The organism is Microbacterium sp. NPDC089188 (assembly GCF_040685155.1).
GTDB lineage: Bacteria > Actinomycetota > Actinomycetes > Actinomycetales > Microbacteriaceae > Microbacterium > Microbacterium galbum.
In genome coordinates this window covers 212664-228794 of the sequence record NZ_JBFBHH010000001.1, presented here as the reverse complement: position 1 = coordinate 228794, position 16131 = coordinate 212664, and the positions used below count along the sequence as shown (strand labels likewise).

The 16131-nt window shown below is 74.1% G+C and carries 15 protein-coding genes; 10 read left to right on the top strand and 5 right to left on the bottom strand.

The window, feature by feature from the left end; all coding sequences use genetic code 11:
- Positions 1-36 precede the first annotated feature (36 nt).
- Positions 37-825, top strand: coding sequence for an enoyl-CoA hydratase-related protein (locus AB0N80_RS00960; protein ID WP_315994383.1), 789 nt, complete (start codon positions 37-39; stop codon positions 823-825).
- 103 nt (positions 826-928) lie between these two features.
- On the opposite strand, the gene AB0N80_RS00955 is transcribed toward AB0N80_RS00960, so the two are convergent.
- Entirely contained in the window at positions 929-1456 is a 528-nt protein-coding gene (locus AB0N80_RS00955) for a MarR family transcriptional regulator (protein ID WP_363577011.1), read from the bottom strand.
- A gap of 318 nt (positions 1457-1774) precedes the next feature.
- Between AB0N80_RS00955 and AB0N80_RS00950 the strand changes: the two genes are divergently transcribed.
- From AB0N80_RS00950 to AB0N80_RS00940, 3 genes are all read left to right on the top strand, one after another.
- Positions 1775-2551, top strand: a complete 777-nt coding sequence (locus AB0N80_RS00950) for an electron transfer flavoprotein subunit beta/FixA family protein (protein ID WP_363577009.1) — start codon at positions 1775-1777, stop codon at positions 2549-2551.
- Positions 2551-3516, top strand: a complete 966-nt coding sequence (locus AB0N80_RS00945) for an electron transfer flavoprotein subunit alpha/FixB family protein (RefSeq protein WP_363577007.1) — start codon at positions 2551-2553, stop codon at positions 3514-3516. The genes AB0N80_RS00950 and AB0N80_RS00945 overlap by 1 nt, the downstream gene beginning before the upstream one ends.
- Positions 3517-3795: 279 nt before the next feature.
- The gene (locus tag AB0N80_RS00940; RefSeq protein ID WP_363577005.1) at positions 3796-5346 is read left to right on the top strand and encodes a cytochrome b/b6 domain-containing protein; all 1551 of its coding nucleotides are present in this window, start codon (positions 3796-3798) and stop codon (positions 5344-5346) included.
- A 154-nt stretch (positions 5347-5500) separates the two neighbouring features.
- On the opposite strand, the gene AB0N80_RS00935 is transcribed toward AB0N80_RS00940, so the two are convergent.
- Positions 5501-6154, bottom strand: a complete 654-nt coding sequence (locus AB0N80_RS00935) for a TetR/AcrR family transcriptional regulator C-terminal domain-containing protein (protein WP_363577003.1) — start codon at positions 6152-6154, stop codon at positions 5501-5503.
- Positions 6155-6208: 54 nt separating this feature from the next.
- On the opposite strand from AB0N80_RS00935, the gene AB0N80_RS00930 reads away from it, so the two are divergent.
- The 3 genes from AB0N80_RS00930 to AB0N80_RS00920 are packed head-to-tail and all read left to right on the top strand — an operon-like array spanning position 6209 to position 8084.
- The gene (locus AB0N80_RS00930) at positions 6209-6811 is read left to right on the top strand and encodes a biotin transporter BioY (protein ID WP_315994389.1); all 603 of its coding nucleotides are present in this window, start codon (positions 6209-6211) and stop codon (positions 6809-6811) included.
- Positions 6808-7494, top strand: a complete 687-nt coding sequence (locus tag AB0N80_RS00925) for an ABC transporter ATP-binding protein (RefSeq protein ID WP_363577001.1) — start codon at positions 6808-6810, stop codon at positions 7492-7494. The genes AB0N80_RS00930 and AB0N80_RS00925 overlap by 4 nt, the downstream gene beginning before the upstream one ends.
- Positions 7488-8084 (top strand): energy-coupling factor transporter transmembrane protein EcfT, encoded by a 597-nt coding sequence (locus AB0N80_RS00920; RefSeq protein WP_363388991.1) that lies wholly within the window; start codon positions 7488-7490, stop codon positions 8082-8084. Before AB0N80_RS00925 ends, AB0N80_RS00920 begins: the two co-directional genes overlap by 7 nt.
- Positions 8085-8133: 49 nt before the next feature.
- On the opposite strand, the gene cofE is transcribed toward AB0N80_RS00920, so the two are convergent.
- Both cofE and AB0N80_RS00910 read right to left on the bottom strand, forming a co-directional pair.
- Positions 8134-8892, bottom strand: a complete 759-nt coding sequence (gene cofE / locus AB0N80_RS00915; RefSeq protein WP_315994392.1) for a coenzyme F420-0:L-glutamate ligase — start codon at positions 8890-8892, stop codon at positions 8134-8136.
- A gap of 2 nt (positions 8893-8894) precedes the next feature.
- Positions 8895-9401, bottom strand: coding sequence for a GNAT family N-acetyltransferase (locus tag AB0N80_RS00910; protein WP_363576999.1), 507 nt, complete (start codon positions 9399-9401; stop codon positions 8895-8897).
- 105 nt (positions 9402-9506) lie between these two features.
- On the opposite strand from AB0N80_RS00910, the gene AB0N80_RS00905 reads away from it, so the two are divergent.
- Together AB0N80_RS00905 and AB0N80_RS00900 are read left to right on the top strand one after the other, a co-directional pair.
- On the top strand, positions 9507-10412 hold the full coding sequence (locus AB0N80_RS00905) for a DUF817 domain-containing protein (protein WP_363576997.1): 906 nt from the start codon (positions 9507-9509) through the stop codon (positions 10410-10412).
- Between the two features lie 45 nt (positions 10413-10457).
- Positions 10458-11018, top strand: a complete 561-nt coding sequence (locus AB0N80_RS00900; protein WP_363389000.1) for an acyl-CoA thioesterase — start codon at positions 10458-10460, stop codon at positions 11016-11018.
- Between the two features lie 30 nt (positions 11019-11048).
- Here AB0N80_RS00900 and AB0N80_RS00895 read toward each other — a convergent pair whose 3' ends face one another.
- A complete protein-coding gene (locus AB0N80_RS00895) occupies positions 11049-12026 on the bottom strand; it encodes an acetylxylan esterase (protein WP_363576995.1) in 978 nt (325 codons plus the stop codon).
- 184 nt (positions 12027-12210) lie between these two features.
- Here AB0N80_RS00895 and AB0N80_RS00890 point away from each other — a divergent pair, with 184 nt between their 5' ends.
- The gene (locus AB0N80_RS00890; protein ID WP_363576993.1) at positions 12211-15921 is read left to right on the top strand and encodes an aldehyde dehydrogenase family protein; all 3711 of its coding nucleotides are present in this window, start codon (positions 12211-12213) and stop codon (positions 15919-15921) included.
- The last annotated feature ends 210 nt before the right edge of the window (positions 15922-16131 follow it).

The following is a 16131-nucleotide window of genomic DNA, read 5'->3' as shown; positions in this document are numbered from 1 at the left end:
GAGCGGGGCCGACCGCGGTGACACGACGGGAGTGACATGACGGACCAGGATGCCGAGTACGAGACGATCCGCGTCGAGCAGCGGGGCCGCGTCGGGTGGATCACCCTCGACCGACCCGAGGCTCTCAACGCCTTGAACACGCAGACCATGCGAGACGTCGTCGCGGCGGCGGAGGCGTTCGATGCCGACGAGGGCGTGGGCGCGATCGTCGTCACGGGCAGCGAGAAGGCGTTCGCGGCCGGAGCCGACATCAAGGAGATGGAGCAGAAGTCGGGACTCGACATGATGCTCACCGACCACTTCGGGGCCTGGACGCGGTTCGCCGCGGTGCGCACGCCGGTCATCGCCGCGGTGTCGGGCTACGCGCTGGGCGGCGGATGCGAGCTCGCCCTCATGTGCGACGTGATCCTGGCATCCGATCGCGCGAAGTTCGGCCAGCCCGAGGTGCAGTTGGGTGTCATCCCCGGAATGGGCGGGACGCAGCGGCTGGTCCGCGCGCTCGGGTACTACAAGGCCGCCGAGCTGGTGCTCACGGGGCGCATGATCGACGCCGCCGAGGCGGAGCGCGCGGGCCTCGTGTCCCGTGTGGTGCCGGCCGCCGAGCTGCTCGACGACGCCGAGAGCACCGCCCGCACCATCGCCGAGAAGCCCCTGCCGGCGCTCTACGCCGCCAAGGCGGCGCTCGATGTCGCTCTGGAGTCCACGCTCGCCGAGGGCGTGCGCTTCGAGCGGCAGGCGTTCGCCGCGCTCTTCGACACCGCCGACCAGAAGGAGGGGATGGCGGCGTTCCGCGAGAAGCGGTCGCCGTCGTTCACGCACAGATGAGCCCCGTCAGCCCGGCCCACGCAGGCGATTACGTCGCCTCGCGGATCGGCGCGCCCGCGCGCGACCGGCGGCCGGGGGCGTGCGACGCGTCACCCGTCGGTGCTCAGAGCGGGTCGGGCACCGGGGCGGGGTCGGCGAAGTCACCGGCTCCCTTGCGGAAGCGCGCGATGATGCGCACGAGAGCCCTCGCATCGTCGTCGTCGAGGCCGAGGTCGGCGAACACGTCGTTGAGCGCGGTCGTCGCCTCATCGACCCGTCGTCGCCCGGCGTCGGTCAGCGCGAGCAGTGCGGCGCGCCCGTCGGTGGGGTGCGGCTCACGCGTGACGTACCCGTCGCGGGCCAAGCGCTCGACGGTGTTGGTCACGCTCGTCGGATGCACCTGCAGGCGCGCGATCGCGCTCGCCATCGGCATCCGTCCCTCGCGGGTGAAGGCGAGCAGCCGCAGCATCTCGAAGCGCGAGAACGACAGATCGAAGGGCTTCAACGCCCGGTCGATGGATGCCATGAGCAACTGGTGCGCCCGGATCACCGAGGTCACGACCGTCATGCCGTCGGCCGCGTCGTCCCACCCGTGCGCGAGCCACTGGCGCTTGGCCTCGGCGATCGGGTCGACCGGCAGTCGTCGCGTCATGGATCCTCCTCGCCTGTCACGGTACCGCTCGGGCGGCGCGGCGGCCCGCTCTCCGAGGGGACGGCGGTGGCTGAGCCTTCCGAGGCCGGTCGACGCCTCTGCGCGACCCGGTCCCTTCGACGGGCTCAGGGACCTCCGCCTCGCCGGGGAGGGGCCGCTTCGCTGCTCGGCCGCGGGAAGGCGGTGGCTGAGCCCGTCGAACCCTCCGCGGGCTCGGTCCGGTCGGCCGGGTCGGCGACTCCCGGGCCCGTCCGTGAAGCAGTCAACCCGTCGCCGCGACGTCGCGGCATCCGTCCCCCGAACGAAGGAGCCGCGTCGATGAAGATCGTGGTGCTCATCAAAGAAGTCCCCGACACGTGGGGCGACCGTCGTCTCGACCTGGAGACGGGTCTGACCGACCGTTCCTCGTCGGCCCCGGTGCTCGACGAGATCGACGAGCGCGCGGTCGAGGCGGCGCTCGCGCACGCCGACGCGCACCCCGGCACCGAGGTCGTCGTCGTCACGATGGCCCCCGCCTCGGCCACGGCGACCGTGCGCAAGGCCCTGGCGATGGGGGCGACCTCGGCCGTTCACGTCGTCGACGACGCTCTGCGCGGCGCCGATCTGCTGCTGACCGCCGACGTGCTCGCCGCGGCGATCCGCCGCACGGGCTTCGACCTCGTGATCGCGGGCAACCTCTCCACCGACGGCGGGGGAGGAGTCGTCCCCGCCATGGTCGCCGAGATGCTCGGCGTGCCGCAGCTCACGGCGTTGTCGAGCCTCGAGGTCGCCGACGACTCCGTGTCGGGCGACCGCGTGAGCGATGCCGGGACGATGCGGGTGTCGGCATCCCTCCCCGCCGTGGTGTCGATCACCGAGGCGCTTCCGGAGGGGCGCTTCACGACCTTCAAGGGCATCATGGCCGCCAAGAAGAAGCCCTTCGAGACGTGGGATCTCGCCGAGCTCGGCGTCGAGGCCGACGACCCCGCACAGGCGCGCTACATCATGCTGTCGGTCACCGAGAGGCCCCCGCGCGCCGCCGGTACGAAGATCGTCGACGAGGGCGATGCGGGCGAGAAGCTCGCCGCCTTCCTCGTGGCCGAGGGGGTGGCGTGATGAGCGTCGCGCTGGTCCTGCTCGAGGTGCTGCCCTCGGGCGCACTCGCCGCCTCGTCGGCCGGGCTGCTGGCCGCCGCCGCGGAAGCGGGGGAGCCCGTCGCCGTCCTCGCGGCTCCCGCCGACGTGCTCGATCGCGCGGCGGAGCAGGCCGCGGGGTTCGGCGCGGTGCGCGTCCTCACCGCCGAGGTCGATCCCGCGGTGCTCACCGGCCCCGTCGTCGATGCGCTCGCCGCGGCGGTGGCCGCCGAGAGCCCCGACCTCGTGCTCGCCTCGAACGCGATCGAGTCGCGCGATGCCGCGGCCCGCCTCGCGGTGCGATTGCGCCTGCCGCTCGCGACCGACGTCGTCGGGGTCGGGCGCGACGACCTCGGCGTCGTCGCCCACCACGCGGCCTTCGGCGGTGCGTTCACGGTCGACGGGGCGCCGACCTTCGGTCCCCTCGTCGCGACCCTGCGCCCCGGGGCGGTGGACGCGCGCCTCGAGGCGCAGCCGCTCGCCGTGCGCGGCCTGCAGGTGACGGCATCCGGGGCTCCGTCCGCCCGGGTCGAGGACTTCTCGGAGACCGTGGCCCCCTCGACGCGGCCCGAGCTGCGCGGAGCGGGCGCGGTCGTCGCCGGTGGCCGAGGGCTGGGCTCGAAGGAGGACTTCGCGCTCGTCGAGCACCTCGCCGACGTGCTCGGCGCGGCCGTCGGTGCCTCGCGCGCGGCCGTCGACGCGGGGTACGCCCCCGCGAGCACGCAAGTGGGACAGACCGGGGTGTCGGTCTCGCCGCGGCTGTACGTGGCCCTGGGCATCTCGGGGGCGATCCAGCACCGGGCGGGGATGCAGACGGCCGGCGTGATCGTAGCGGTCGACAAGAACCCCGACGCTCCCATCTTCGACATCGCCGACTTCGGTATCGTCGGAGACCTGTTCACCGTCGTCCCGCAACTCATCAGCGCGCTAGAGGCCCACAAGAAGTAGATGGCGTCCACACCCCGCACTCCGCGACGCGGGCTGCCGCGCGTCCCCGGTGGGGAGCCCTGGCCGCCCGCGGGTTCCGGCGCGTCCGTGCGAGACGGCGCGGATGCCGCGGTGGCTGCGGAGCAAGACGCGGGCTCTGCCGCGACCCTGCGAAGCGGTGCGGAGCTCGCAGACCCCGGGCCGCGACATGCGGGCGGTGCAACGACGTCACAGGCGCGGACGGAGGATGCGCGCCCCGAGCCCGGCTCGCTCGAGGTGGGGGGCGCTGCGGTGCCGACGGTGCGCCGCGGTCTCCCCCGCGAGCCGGGCGGCGAGCCGTGGCCGCCGGCATCCGCCTCGCCGGGAACGCCCCCCACGGGATCCGCTCGGCGCAGCGGGATCGCAGCGGAGACGCCCTCCCCCGCGGATCCGGTGCTCGCCTCCGATGCCGTCGAACCCTCGGGCGGTACCAGCGACTCCGACCCGGCCGTCACGCCTCCGGTGACGGATGCCGCGACCGGAGGCGTGCGCCGTGGGCTCCCGCGCACGCCGGGCGGCGAGCCCTGGCCGCCGGCATCCGTCGCGGTGGGCACGCAGCCGACGCCGGAATCGGGCCGGAGCGACGGGATCGGATCGGGGGCGTCCGCGGGGCCGACGTCGCGGCAGTCGTCCGAGCCCGGCGTCGTGTCCGCGGCGGAGACGGCCGAGCCCGGGGCGCGCGCGACTCCCGCACCCCTCATGGCCTCCGCGCCCTCCGCGCCCGCGGCCCCGCGCCCTCCGCTCACCGTTCGCCGCACCGTCTGGCCCGGAGCCGCCGCGCGCCGAGCGGCTGCTGGACGCGACGCCGTTCCCGGAACGGCCGCCCGCGCGGCATCCGTCCCCGCCGGTGGCGCGGCCCGGCCGGCCTCGGCGTGGTCGCCCCCGGCCGCTCTGCGCGACTACTCGCCCGTGCAGCTCCTCGGCTCGGCCGCCGTGCTCGGCGTCTTCGCCCTCGCCCTCGTCGGCATCGTGGTGCTGCTCGCGCGTTTCGTGCTCGCGCTCGGGCCCGGGCGGGAGTTCCTCGCGGCGTTCCCCGGCGAGTACCCCCTCCCCGCATCCGCGCCCGTCGGTCTGCCCGCGTGGCTCAACTGGTCGCATTTCCTCAACAGCTTCTTCCTGCTGCTGATCATCCGCACCGGCTGGCAGGTGCGTCGCGAGAAGAGACCCTCCGCCTTCTGGTCCCCGCGGAACAACCGGAAGCGGCGCATCAGCCTCGCCCTCTGGTTCCATCAGGCGCTCGACATCCTGTGGATCGCGAACGGCGTGGTGTTCGTCGTGCTGCTGTTCGTCACCGGGCAGTGGATGCGGATCGTGCCGACCTCGTGGGAGGTGTTCCCGAACGCCCTCTCGGCCGCGCTCCAGTACGCCTCGCTCGACTGGCCCACCGAGAACGGATGGGTGAACTACAACAGCCTCCAGCAGCTGTCGTACTTCGCCGTCACCTTCGTCGCCGCGCCCCTCGCGATCGTCAGCGGCGTGCGCCTGTCGGGCGTCTGGCCGAAGGATGCCGACAAGCTCGACCGGCTGTACCCAGCCGAGTGGGCGCGGAAGGTCCACTTCCCGACGATGCTCTTCTTCGTGGCCTTCATCGTGGTGCACGTCGCCCTCGTGCTCGCGACCGGCGCCCTGCGCAACCTGAACCACATGTACGCCGCCCGCGGGTCGGTGGACCCCGAGGCGTTCACCGGCGACCCGACCGGACTGCTGATCTTCGCGGCATCCCTCGTCGTGATGGCGGCGGCGTGGATCGCCGCGCGCCCCGCGGTGCTCGTGCCGATCGCCCGCCTGTTCGGCGAGGTGAAGCAGCGCTGACGCCGCGCGCCCCGCGTCCCTGTCGCCGAGACATCACCGGTCGCCGAGACCGCACGGGATCGGCAGCGAACGCATGCGGTCTCGGCGCGACCACGCGGTCTCGGCGGAAGCCCGCGACCCGTGAGGAGGCCCCGGGCCCCGGCCCGTCGTGCCCTCAGACGCGCGCGCGGAGGCCGGCGACGATGAGCTCCAGGCCGAACGCGAAGTCATCGCCGGCCAGGCCCGCCGGTGCGCCGGCGGAGCCCGCAGCGGCGATGCCGGAATCCGCGGCGGCGCTGCCGGAACGCGCGGCGGTGCGATCGAGACCCGCGTCAGCGAGACCGGATGCCGCGGCGAGATCGGGACGCGCGCCCGCGCTGTCGTACTGCAGGCGCTGCTGTTCGTGCCAGACGAATCCGAGCACGTAGTGCAGCACGGTCGTCGCGACCCGACGAGCGGTGCCGGCGTCGAATCCGGCGCCGACGACGGTCGACGACAGGCGCTCGACCGCGACGGACGACCCCAAGCCCATGGCGAGCGTGCTCGAGACCACCTCGGCGCCGTCGCGATAGGCGAGCAGGGCGTCGCGAAGGGCGTGCGCCTCGCGGACGAGATCGACGGCCGGGCGGGATGCCATCCGCCCGACGATCCGATCCGAGAGCTCCGCGAGCAGCGACTGCTTGTTGGGGAAGTGCCAGTACAGGGCGCTCGGCTGCACCTCGAGCGCCGTCGCGAGGCGACGCATCGTCAGGTCGGGAAGGCCGTGGTCGTCGAGGATGCGCAGGGCCGTGCGGGCGACGTCGTCGGCGGAGTGTCCCCGAGGTGCCATGGGGATGAGTATAGTGAACGCCGTTCAGGTGAACACCGTTCAGGAAGGCTCCCCATGACTCGCACCCTCGACGCCACCGACCTCGCCCGCGTCGCCGTCTTCGCCGCCCTCATCGCCGCGCTCGGGCTCCCCGGGAGCTTTCCGGTCTTCGGCGGCGTGCCGATCACCGCTCAGACGCTCGGCGTCATGCTCGCCGGTGCCGTGCTCGGCCCCTGGCTCGGCGCGCTGTCGGTGACGGTGCTGCTCGCCCTGGTCGCGGTCGGTCTCCCGCTGCTCGCCGGGGGGCGAGGCGGGATCGGCGTCTTCTTCGGCCCCACCGCCGGATACGCGCTCGGGTGGATCCTCGGCGCGATCGTCATCGGCCTCCTCGTCCACGCGGGAGGTCGCCGCCCGGTCGTCTGGCGCACCGCCCTGGCGATGCTCGCCGGCGGCGTCGGAGCGATCTACGCCCTCGGCATCCCCGTCCAGAGCCTCGTCACCCGACTTCCGCTCGGAGAGACCGCCCTCTCCAGCCTCGTCTTCGTGCCCGGGGATCTGCTCAAGGCGGCGCTGGCGACGGTGGTGGTGACCGCCCTCGTGCGCGCCTACCCCCGCGGCTTCCGTCGGGACTGGCGCGAGGCGGCCCCTGCGCCGGTCGCGGTCGGAACCACGGCGTGAGCACGATCCGCTGCGACGGGCTGTTGGCCCGCCTCGGCGGTCGCGAGGTGCTGCGCGACGTCACGCTCGACCTCACCGCCCGCACCATCGCCGTCGTCGGCGACAACGGTTCGGGCAAGTCCACGTTCGCGCGGCTCGTGGCGGGCCTCCTCCCGCGCTCGGCGGGAGAGCTGACCGTGCGGGGCCTCGATCCCGATCGGGATGCCGCCGAGTTGCGCCGCCGCGTCGCCCTGGTCCTCAGCAACCCCGACGCGCAGATCGTGATGCCGGTCGTCGCGGACGACGTCGGGTTCTCGCTGCGCACCGAACGCCTGTCGAAGGCGGAGCGCGCGGAGCGGGTGGCCCGCGCCCTGGCGCGATTCGCGCTCGCCGACGTCGCCGATCGGCCCGCGCACGACCTGTCCGGCGGGCAGAAGCAGCTGCTGGCGCTGTGCGGCGCGTTCATCCGCGAGCCCGACCTCGTCGTCGCCGACGAGCCCACGGCGTTCCTCGACGCCCGCAACGCGCGCCGCGTCGGCGGCCACCTCCTGGCCGACACCGGGCACGCCCTGATCCTCGCGACCCATGACCTGGCCCTCGCGCGACGGTGCGAGGCCGCCGTGCTGTTCGCGGAGGGGTCCGTGAGCGCCGCGGGCGCGGCATTCGACGTGGTGGACGCCTACGAACGGGCGCTGAGGTGCTGAGCCTCTACCGGCCCGGCGGCGGCATCCTGCACCGGTTGCCCGCGGGCCCCACGATGCTCCTGCTCGCGATCGTCGCGATCGGGCTGGCGTCGCTGCCGAGCGCGGCGTGGGCCGCCGCCGTCTGCGGCGGAGCCGTGGTCCTCGCCTATGCCGTGTCCGGCCTCGGAGTGCTCGAGCTGGGGCGGCAGCTCCGAGGCCTGCGCTGGATCCTGGCGATCACCGCGACCGGCCAGCTCGTCTTCCTCGGCCCCGAACCCGCGTTGGCGAACACGGCGCGCGTCGCGGCGGCGCTGCTCATCGCGGCCCTGCTGCCGCTGACCACCCGCGTGGACGACATGCTCGACGCCCTCGAGCGCGGCCTCCGCCCGCTCCGCAGGATCGGGATGGATGCCGACCGCGCGGCGCTCCTGCTCGCGGTCACGATCACGACGGTCCCGGTCCTCGCGCGGCTGGCCGCAGAGGTGCGCGAGGCGCAGCGCGCCCGCGGCATCCGGCCGTCGCTGCGCGCGGGCATCCTCCCCTTCGTCGTGCTGTCGCTCCGGCACGCCGACCAGCTCGGCGAGGCGCTCGCCGCCCGCGGGGTGCGCTGACGTCTCCTCACCATCGCCAACGGCGTGGTTCGAGCGACTCGGCGCCCCGCTACGCCCCCGCCGCGCGGCCCGCCGCGAAGCCCTCGGCGTAGGCCTCGTCGGCGCCCTGGCGGAACATGTCGCGCACCGGGTCGCGCACGATCGAGCGCGCACCGGGAAGGTCGAGGTCTCCGACGAGGTCGGCGCGCCCGCGCACGATCGCGACGGGCCGGCGCGCGGCCTTTCCCTTGACCAGATCGGTGGCGGCGGCGATCTCGTCGGCCACGCACGGCAGGGTCACCACGAGGGGGCGGCCTTCGGCATCCACCGTTCCGCGGAGGTCTTCGAAGACGTGGATGCCACCGGCTCCGATCGCGTGATCGGTCTGGCCCTCGCGCCAGGCGCGGCCGAGCGTGTCGGTGATGATCACGCCCACGTGCGCGCCCGTCGCCGTGCGCAGCCCGGTGGCGAGGGCCCGCGCCGAGGCGTCGGGGTCGACGGGCAGCAGCAGCACGGTGCCCTCGGGGGTGTTGCTCGCGTCGACGCCGGCGGCGGCCGAGACGATGCCGAGGGGGTTCTCGACGATGCGCGTCACGTGTCCGGTGGGGGAGGTGCGGGAGGCCACGAGGCGCACGGTCTCGCGCGTGATCGCGTCTTCGCGGTCGGCGGCCTCGATGATGCGCCCCTCCGCCTTCGACACGATCTTGCTCGTGACGACGACGATGTCGCCGTCGCGCAAGGGTCCGTCGACGGCATCCAGGATCACCCCGACGAGGTCGTCGCCGGGGGTGATCTCACGGATGCCGTCGAGGGCCCAGATCTGCAGCACGATCAGCGGACGAAGCGCACCTCGGTGAGCTCCTCGCCGAGGAAGGGCTCGGTGTGCGAGGCGCCGTCGAGAGCGAAGCCGTTGCGCGTGTAGAAGCGGTGCGCGCGGGGGTTGTCCTCGGCGACCCAGAGGTACAGGCCCTCGCCCTCCTCGACGGCGGCGTCGAAGAGCTGCTGGCCGATGCCCGTGCCGTGGTAGGCGTCGAGCAGGTAGATGAAGTACAGCTCGCGCTCGCGCGGGGCGTCGTCATTGCGCGCCGGACCCGAGCCGACGAAGCCGACGATCTCGCCGTTCACGAGGGCGGCGTGCATGCGGTATCCGTCGCCCTGGGCGGCCCAGTGGGTCCAGAGCTCGGCCATGCGACGCGGGGAGACGGCCTCGAGGGCCGCCTTGCTGATGAGGTGGTCGTAGGTCTCGTGCCAGCAGGTGGCGTGCACGCGGCCCAGGGCCTCGGCATCCACATCGCGCACCGGACGGACGACGATGTCGGTTCGGGTTTCCGCAGTCATGGCGCGACTCTACGCGCGGGCACGGCGGAGGTGAAATCGGGGTGAGCGCGCGAGGCGATGGGGTAAGAGAGGCGTCTGTCCGGCGCGGTGTGCCACGATGCGCGGGTGCCGGATCGTCGCTCGTTCACCCCCGTCGAGGCCCGCATCGACGCGGTCGCGAACCGTCTGCTCGCCGGCGCGCCCACCTTGGGGGCACGGGCGCGGGCCGTGGAGTTCGCCGTCTTCGTGCTCAAGCAGGCGTGGGCCTGCGTGTTCGGGGCGGCCTTCCTGGTGGTCGTCCTCGCGGCGAAGCTTTGGTACCCCGACGGCGCCGCGCTCGCCCGCAACGACGCCCTCACGATCGCCGCGGTGCTGATCCAGGTCGCCATGGTCGCCGGTCGCCTCGAGACCCTGCGCGAGCTGCGGGTCGTCGTGCTCTTCCACGTCGTCGGTACCGTGATGGAGCTGTTCAAGACCGACGTCGGCTCGTGGATGTACGCCGCCGACGGCGTGCTGCGCCTCGGCGGGGTGCCCCTGTACAGCGGGTTCATGTACGCCGCGGTGGGCAGCTACATGGTCCGCGTGTACCGGCTGTTCGACCTGCGCTTCTCGCGGTACCCGCGACGGTGGCTCACCGCCGTGGTCGCGGCGCTCGTCTACGTCAACTTCTTCTCGCACCACTGGATCGTCGACCTGCGCTGGGGGCTCGTCCTGGCCGTCGTCGTGCTGTGGGGCCGCACGACCATGCACTTCCGCTTCTTCCGGGGGACGTTCCGCATGCCGCTGCTCCTGGCGTTCGCGGGCGTGGCGCTGTTCATCTGGCTCGCCGAGAACATCGCCACCTACGCGGGAGCCTGGCTCTACCCCTCGCAGGTGGGCGGGTGGCATCCGGTCGACGCGTCGAAGCTGTCGTCGTGGTTCCTGCTCATGATCGTCTCGGTGGTGCTCGTCACGTGGGTCTATCCGCCGCGCAGGCCGGATGCCGAGGAGCCGACGCCACAGGGATCGACCGGTCATCCTGTGGATATGTGACAACGCAATCGCCGATCCGTCGTCGACTCGCTACGCTCGCCCCTCGTGAACGTCCTCTGGCGCACGCTTCTCGTGCTCGTCCGTGCCCGCCGTCGTCTACGCCGCGAGGGGCCCATCGACCCGAACACGGTGGCGCGCCTGCGCATCCGCGTGCTGCCGACCGACATCGATCTACTGCGCCACCTGAACAACGGGCGGTATCTGTCGCTGTTCGACCTCGGGCGCTGGGACCTGCTGACCCGCGCCGGACTGATGTCGGCGATGACGACGCAGGGCTGGTACGCCGTGGTGGCGGCTGAGACCATCACCTTCCGCCGCTCGCTGGAGCTCTGGCAGCGCTTCGAGCTCGAGACGCGCCTGATCGGGCACGACGACCGCGCCGTGTACCTCGAGCACCGCGCGCTGGTGAAGGGCGAGATCTACGCCCGCGCGATCATCCGGGCACGCATCCTGCGCCGCACCGGCGGGACCGTCCCGCACGACGAGCTCTTCGCCGCCGTCGGTCGGCCGGAGGGGCTGCCCGACATCGAGTCGTGGGTGCACGACTGGGCCGCGGGTTCGTCGCTGCCGTCGACGAAGCGCCCGGCGCCGAGCGTCTGGAGCTGAGCGCCGACCCCGCAGCCGCCGCCGAGCGGCTCAGCGGCCGAAGCGCGCGTCGAGCCAGGCCACCTGCTTCATGAAGTGGCGATAGCCGCCGCCCTCGTGCCCGTTGTAGCGGTAGACCTCGATCGCGGTATCCGTGGATGCCAGCGCGTGGAACGACGCGAAAACGCCCGAGGGCAGCACGACGTCGTCCATCAGCGCGACCGAGAACAGCGCGGGAGCGGTGATGCGGCGGGCGAGGATCGCTCCGTCGACGTAGGAGAGGGTGCGCAGCACCGCGTCCTCGGCATCCCGGTGGACGGACAGGAACCGCGTGATCTCGGTGAAGGGGGCGAGGGGGGTGCGCACGATCGCCGACGGGAAGTCCGCGAGGAACGGCACGTCGGGCAGGAGCGCGGCCACCGCCTCTCCCGACAGCGCCGCGGCGGCGATCGAGAGTCCGCCGCCCTGGCTCCCGCCGGTCACGGCGATGCGCGAGGCGTCGACGCCCTCCATCCGCGAGACCTCGTCGACCAGCCGCACGGCGTCGGTGTACAGCCGGCGGTAGTAGTAATCGCGGGGGTCGAGGATGCCGCGGGTCATCACGCCCGGGAAGGCGGCGGCCGATCCGTGCGGATCGGGTGTGTCGCCGACGCTCCACGTCGACCCCTGGCCCCGGGTGTCCATGATGGCGTGGACGTAACCCGCCGTCGCCCAGGCGGTCTTCTCGCCGGGGAGGCCGCGTCCGCCGCCGTAGCCGATGAACTCGACGACCGCGGGCAGCTCCTCGTCGCCGTGCGGGCGCACGACCCAGCCGCGGATCTCGTCGCCGCCGAAGCCGGTGAAGGTGAGGTCCTGCACGCGGAGGGCTCGGACGGGCGACGCGACCTCGGCCAGCCGGAGGGGGCGAGCGGCCGCCCGGGCCTCAGCGAGCGTCTCGTCCCAGAACGCGTCGAGGTCGTCGGGCGCGGTGAGCGCGGGACGGTACTCGCGGAGCAGCTCGAGGGGAAGGTCGGTGAAAGTCTGGGCCATGCGGATCTCCGTCGATGTGGGGGCTGCACCGACAGTAGCGAAGGAGACGATCCGGTGCCCGTCACGGTGTCATCGCATTGCGGCCGGTCGTGCGCGGGTCGTCATCCGAGTGGTGCGCGTCGGATCCGCCGCTTGCGCGGCGGGCCGCCGGGATGCCACGCGCGCGATGCCTAGGCTGGCGCTCATGAGCACGAACGACCCTCGCGCCACCGGTCCTGCGCTCTCCTCCGACGTCGCCGAGCGTGCCGCAGCGCGGATCGCCGCGTTCTCGCCGCGGCCCGTCGCCCCCGCCCGTGGCGGCGACCTCGCCACCGACGCGGAGGCCGCGGACTTCACCGCCGCAGCCGTCGACGGCGTGCTCCGGCCCGAGAGTCTCACCGCGTCGGCCGCGGCCCTGCACCGCCTGGCCGAGGTCGTGCCCTCCTCGCTCCCGTGGTTCGTGCGCGGGGCGCTCCAGCTCGGCGGCGCGGTCGCCCCGGTGATGCCCACGCCCGCCGTGCCCCTCGCCAAGCGCGCCCTGCGCGATCTCGTCGGCTCCCTCGTCGTGGACGCGCGTCCCGAGGGTCTCGCCGCCGACCTCGCCGCGCTCGCCACCGAGGGGGAGACCCCCGATCTCCGCCTGGTCGGACCCGCCGTCCTCGGTGACACCGCCGCGCGACGTCGGCTCGACGGCATCCGGTCGCTCGTCTCCCGCGACGACGTCGAACGCGTCTCGCTCCCGCTCGCCGACGCGGTGGCGGGCCGGTCGGCATGGGCTTTCGACGCCGAAGTCGAGCACGCGGCCGAGCGCGTCCTGCCCCTGTTCCTCGACGCGCTCGCCGCCGGCACGCACCTCACCCTCGTCGTCCGCGACCGCGCCGAGCTCGACGTGACCGTCGCCGTGCTCACCCGCGTGCTCGAGGAACCGCGTCTGACCGGCATGCGCGCGGGCATCGCCCTCCCCGTGGCCGTCTCCGAGACGGTCGAGGCCGCGCGGGAGCTCGCGGCGTGGGCACGGCAGCGCACGCACGATGCCGGCGAGCGCCTCACGGTGCGTCTCGACGACGCCCCGATCGAGACCCCGGATGCCGCGACCTCCGCCCGCCACGGATGGCAGGCGCCCGCGGTCACCGCGCGCGACGACGTCGACGCCGCCCTGGTGCGCGTCCTCCGCGAAGCGCTGAGCACGCGCGCCCGCGACGGCCTGCGGGTCGAGGTCGCCACGGCCGACCCGGAGCGCGCCGCCCTCGCCCTCGCGCTCGGCGATGACGCCGGTGCCGAGGTCGCACTCGTGCTGCCGCGGGCCACGCCGTGGATCCCCGACGCCGCCTGCGTCCGGGCGGTGGCGGTCGTGCACCCCGACGACCTCGACGCGGTCGCCGCACCGCTCGCCGCTGCCGCCGCCGCGATGGTCGCGACCACTGCGGGGCTCCCGCCGGCTGGGCCGACCAGCGCCTCCGGCGGGGCGTCGGGCGACGAGGACGAGCCCGACGCCGCGACACCGGAGACCGCCGCGGTCGCCGCCCGCGCGCGCCGCGCGCTCGCCGGAGCCGACGCACCGCCGCCCGCGGGCCGCCTGCCGCTGCGCGACGTCGCGCCGGAGCCGGCGATCCTGCGCGACCCCGCCGATGCCGACGACGACGACCCGGGTCTCACGCAGGCCGTGCTCGGCATCGCGCGCGAGGCCGCGGCATCCGAGGACACCTCCGCCCTGGGCCCCGACGTGCAGCAGATGCTGTTCGGCGGGCAGGCGTTCGTCGACACCGCGGTGTTCTCGGCACGAGAGAGCGCGGAGCTCGCCGGGGGAGCCGCGGGCTTCCGCAACAGCGCCGACACCGACCCGACGGTCGCCGCTGACCGCTCCTGGGCCCTCGCCGTGCTCGACCGCGTCGGCGGCTCGACCGCGGGAGATGCGACGGCCGCCGCGGGGCGCATCGACGACGAGAGCGGCCTCGACGAGGCCGTGACGCGCGTGCGCACCGGTGCCCACGCGTGGGGCGCGTTGGCCGCCGCCGATCGCTCGGCCGTCCTGCAGGCGGCGTCGCGGACGCTCGCCGCTCGCCGCGCCGAGCTGATCGAGGTGCTCGCGTCGGAGGGTGGCGCGCTTCTCGCCGAAGCCGACGCCGAGGTGAGTCAGGCAGTCGACGCCGCCGCGTACTACGCCTCGACGGCGAAGGAGCTCGACCGGGTGCCGGGGGCCGTGTTCGTCCCCGATCGCCTCACCGTCGTCGCGCCCCGGTGGAACGCCTCGGTGGGACTGTGCGCGGGCGAGACGCTCGCCGCCCTGGCCGCGGGGTCAGGCGTCCTGCTCACGCCCTCGCCGCGGGCGCGCCGCGCGGGGGCGGTCGTCGCCGACGCGCTGTGGGCGGCGGGGGTGCCGCGCGACGTGCTCGCCTACGTCGACCTGAACGAAGACGCCTCAGGCCGGGCGCTGATCGCCCACCCGGGTGTCGACCGCGTGCTGCTCTCCGGTGCCCGGACCACGGCCGAGCGCTTCGCCGCCTGGCGTCCCGCGCTGGCGATGCAGGCGCTCACCGCCGGTCGCAACGCCGTGATCGTCGCGCCCTCCGCCGACCTCGACGAGGCCGTGGCCGACATCGTGACCGGCGCCTTCGCGCGGGCGGGGCAGGCGGCCACCGCGGTTTCGCTCGTCATCCTCGTCGGTGCGGCCGCGCGCTCCGCGCGGTTCACGGACCAACTGAAGGATGCCGTGTCCTCGCTGCGCGTGGGACCGGCCGACGACCCGCTGTCCGATGTCGGGCCCCTGGTCGAGGAGCCGACAGGCGAGGTGCGGCGTGCCCTGACCGTGCTCGGCGACGGCGAACGGTGGCTCGTCGAGCCGCGGGAACTCGACCTCGGTCCCGAGACGGCCGGGCGGTTCTGGTCGCCGGGCGTACGCACGGGGGTCACCGCCGGGTCGCACCTGACACGGGCCGCGGTGGCGGCTCCGGTGCTCGGCATCCTGCACGCCCCCACCGTGACGCGGGCGATCGAGCTGCAGAACGCGATCGGCTCGGGTTTCGTCGCGGGGCTGCACACGCGCGACGCGGCCGACCTCGACCTCTGGCTCGACACCGTGGAAGCCGCCGTGCTGCGGGTGAGCCGCGCCTCGACGGGCGCGGTGGTGCAGCGCGAGCCGATCGGCGGGTGGGGCGAGGCCGCGGTCGGCAACGGTGCGATGTCGGGCGGGCCGAACCGGCTCGTGACGCTCGGCTCGTGGCGGCCCTCGACCGGCGGGGCGTCGTCGTCGACGCTGCACCTGCGCGGACTCGACAGTCGCATCACCGCGCTCATCGAGGCCGCGCAGCCGACCCTGTCGTACGAGGCGTTCGACTGGCTCCGCCGCGGAGCGCTGTCGGACGCCGTGGCGTGGGATCGCGAGTACGGCCGCGTGCGCGACGTCTCGCGGCTCGGCGTCGAACGCAATCTCCGCCGCTACCGTCCGGCCGACGTGGCCGTGCGGGCGACGGCCGACGCGTCGTGGCAGGCGGTGCTGCGCGTGCTCGTGGCGGCGGTGCGATCGGGCTCGACGTTCTCGCTCAGCACGCCGGTGGGGCTCCCCGCCGCCGTGCGGCACCTGCTCGGCGAGAGCGAGATCGCGGTGTCGGTCGAGAGCGACCAGGAGTGGCTGCAGCGCCTGGCGGGTGGCATCCCGGATGCCGAGACCGGCGGCGAGACGCCGATCGTCGCTCCGCGGCCGGGGCGTGTGCGCCTGGTGGGTCCCGCGGCGACGGTCGAGGCGGTGCGCGCGGCGGTCGCCGAGACGGTCGGCGCCGACGTGTCGCTCACCCTCTACGCCGACGAGGTGACAACGGCGGGTCGCCTCGAACTGCTGCCGTTCCTGCGCGAGCAGGCCGTGTCGATCGGCGCGTTCCGCTTCGGTCGCGTCGACCCCTGGAGCGCCGAGGTGATCTGAGGCGTGCTCTCGCTGCGCCCTGGGCGGCCCCTGCCCGGTGGTCGAGGTCACGGGTCGTGGCGCGCGTGTTCGCCCAGGTCGCGTGGTCTCGCGCCGGTGCGGGGCGCGAGCGCGCGACCGGGGCGTGCGCCCGCCGCGTCGCCGGCCGTGGGGTGGTTTCGAAAACCCTGGGCGGCCGCGACGCGGGCGGGTAGCGTCGGAGGCCGAACG

Excerpts from the sequence above, each read along its gene's own strand:
- AB0N80_RS00895 (WP_363576995.1), bottom strand. The coding sequence starts at position 12,026 with ATGGCCCAGACTTTCACCGACCTTCCCCTCGAGCTGCTCCGCGAGTAC.
- AB0N80_RS00950 (WP_363577009.1), top strand. The coding sequence starts at position 1,775 with ATGAAGATCGTGGTGCTCATCAAAGAAGTCCCCGACACGTGGGGCGAC.
- AB0N80_RS00890 (WP_363576993.1), top strand. The coding sequence starts at position 12,211 with ATGAGCACGAACGACCCTCGCGCCACCGGTCCTGCGCTCTCCTCCGAC.
- AB0N80_RS00960 (WP_315994383.1), top strand. The coding sequence starts at position 37 with ATGACGGACCAGGATGCCGAGTACGAGACGATCCGCGTCGAGCAGCGG.
- AB0N80_RS00930 (WP_315994389.1), top strand. The coding sequence starts at position 6,209 with ATGACTCGCACCCTCGACGCCACCGACCTCGCCCGCGTCGCCGTCTTC.
- AB0N80_RS00955 (WP_363577011.1), bottom strand. The coding sequence starts at position 1,456 with ATGACGCGACGACTGCCGGTCGACCCGATCGCCGAGGCCAAGCGCCAG.
- AB0N80_RS00935 (WP_363577003.1), bottom strand. The coding sequence starts at position 6,154 with ATGGCACCTCGGGGACACTCCGCCGACGACGTCGCCCGCACGGCCCTG.
- AB0N80_RS00945 (WP_363577007.1), top strand. The coding sequence starts at position 2,551 with ATGAGCGTCGCGCTGGTCCTGCTCGAGGTGCTGCCCTCGGGCGCACTC.
- AB0N80_RS00910 (WP_363576999.1), bottom strand. The coding sequence starts at position 9,401 with ATGACTGCGGAAACCCGAACCGACATCGTCGTCCGTCCGGTGCGCGAT.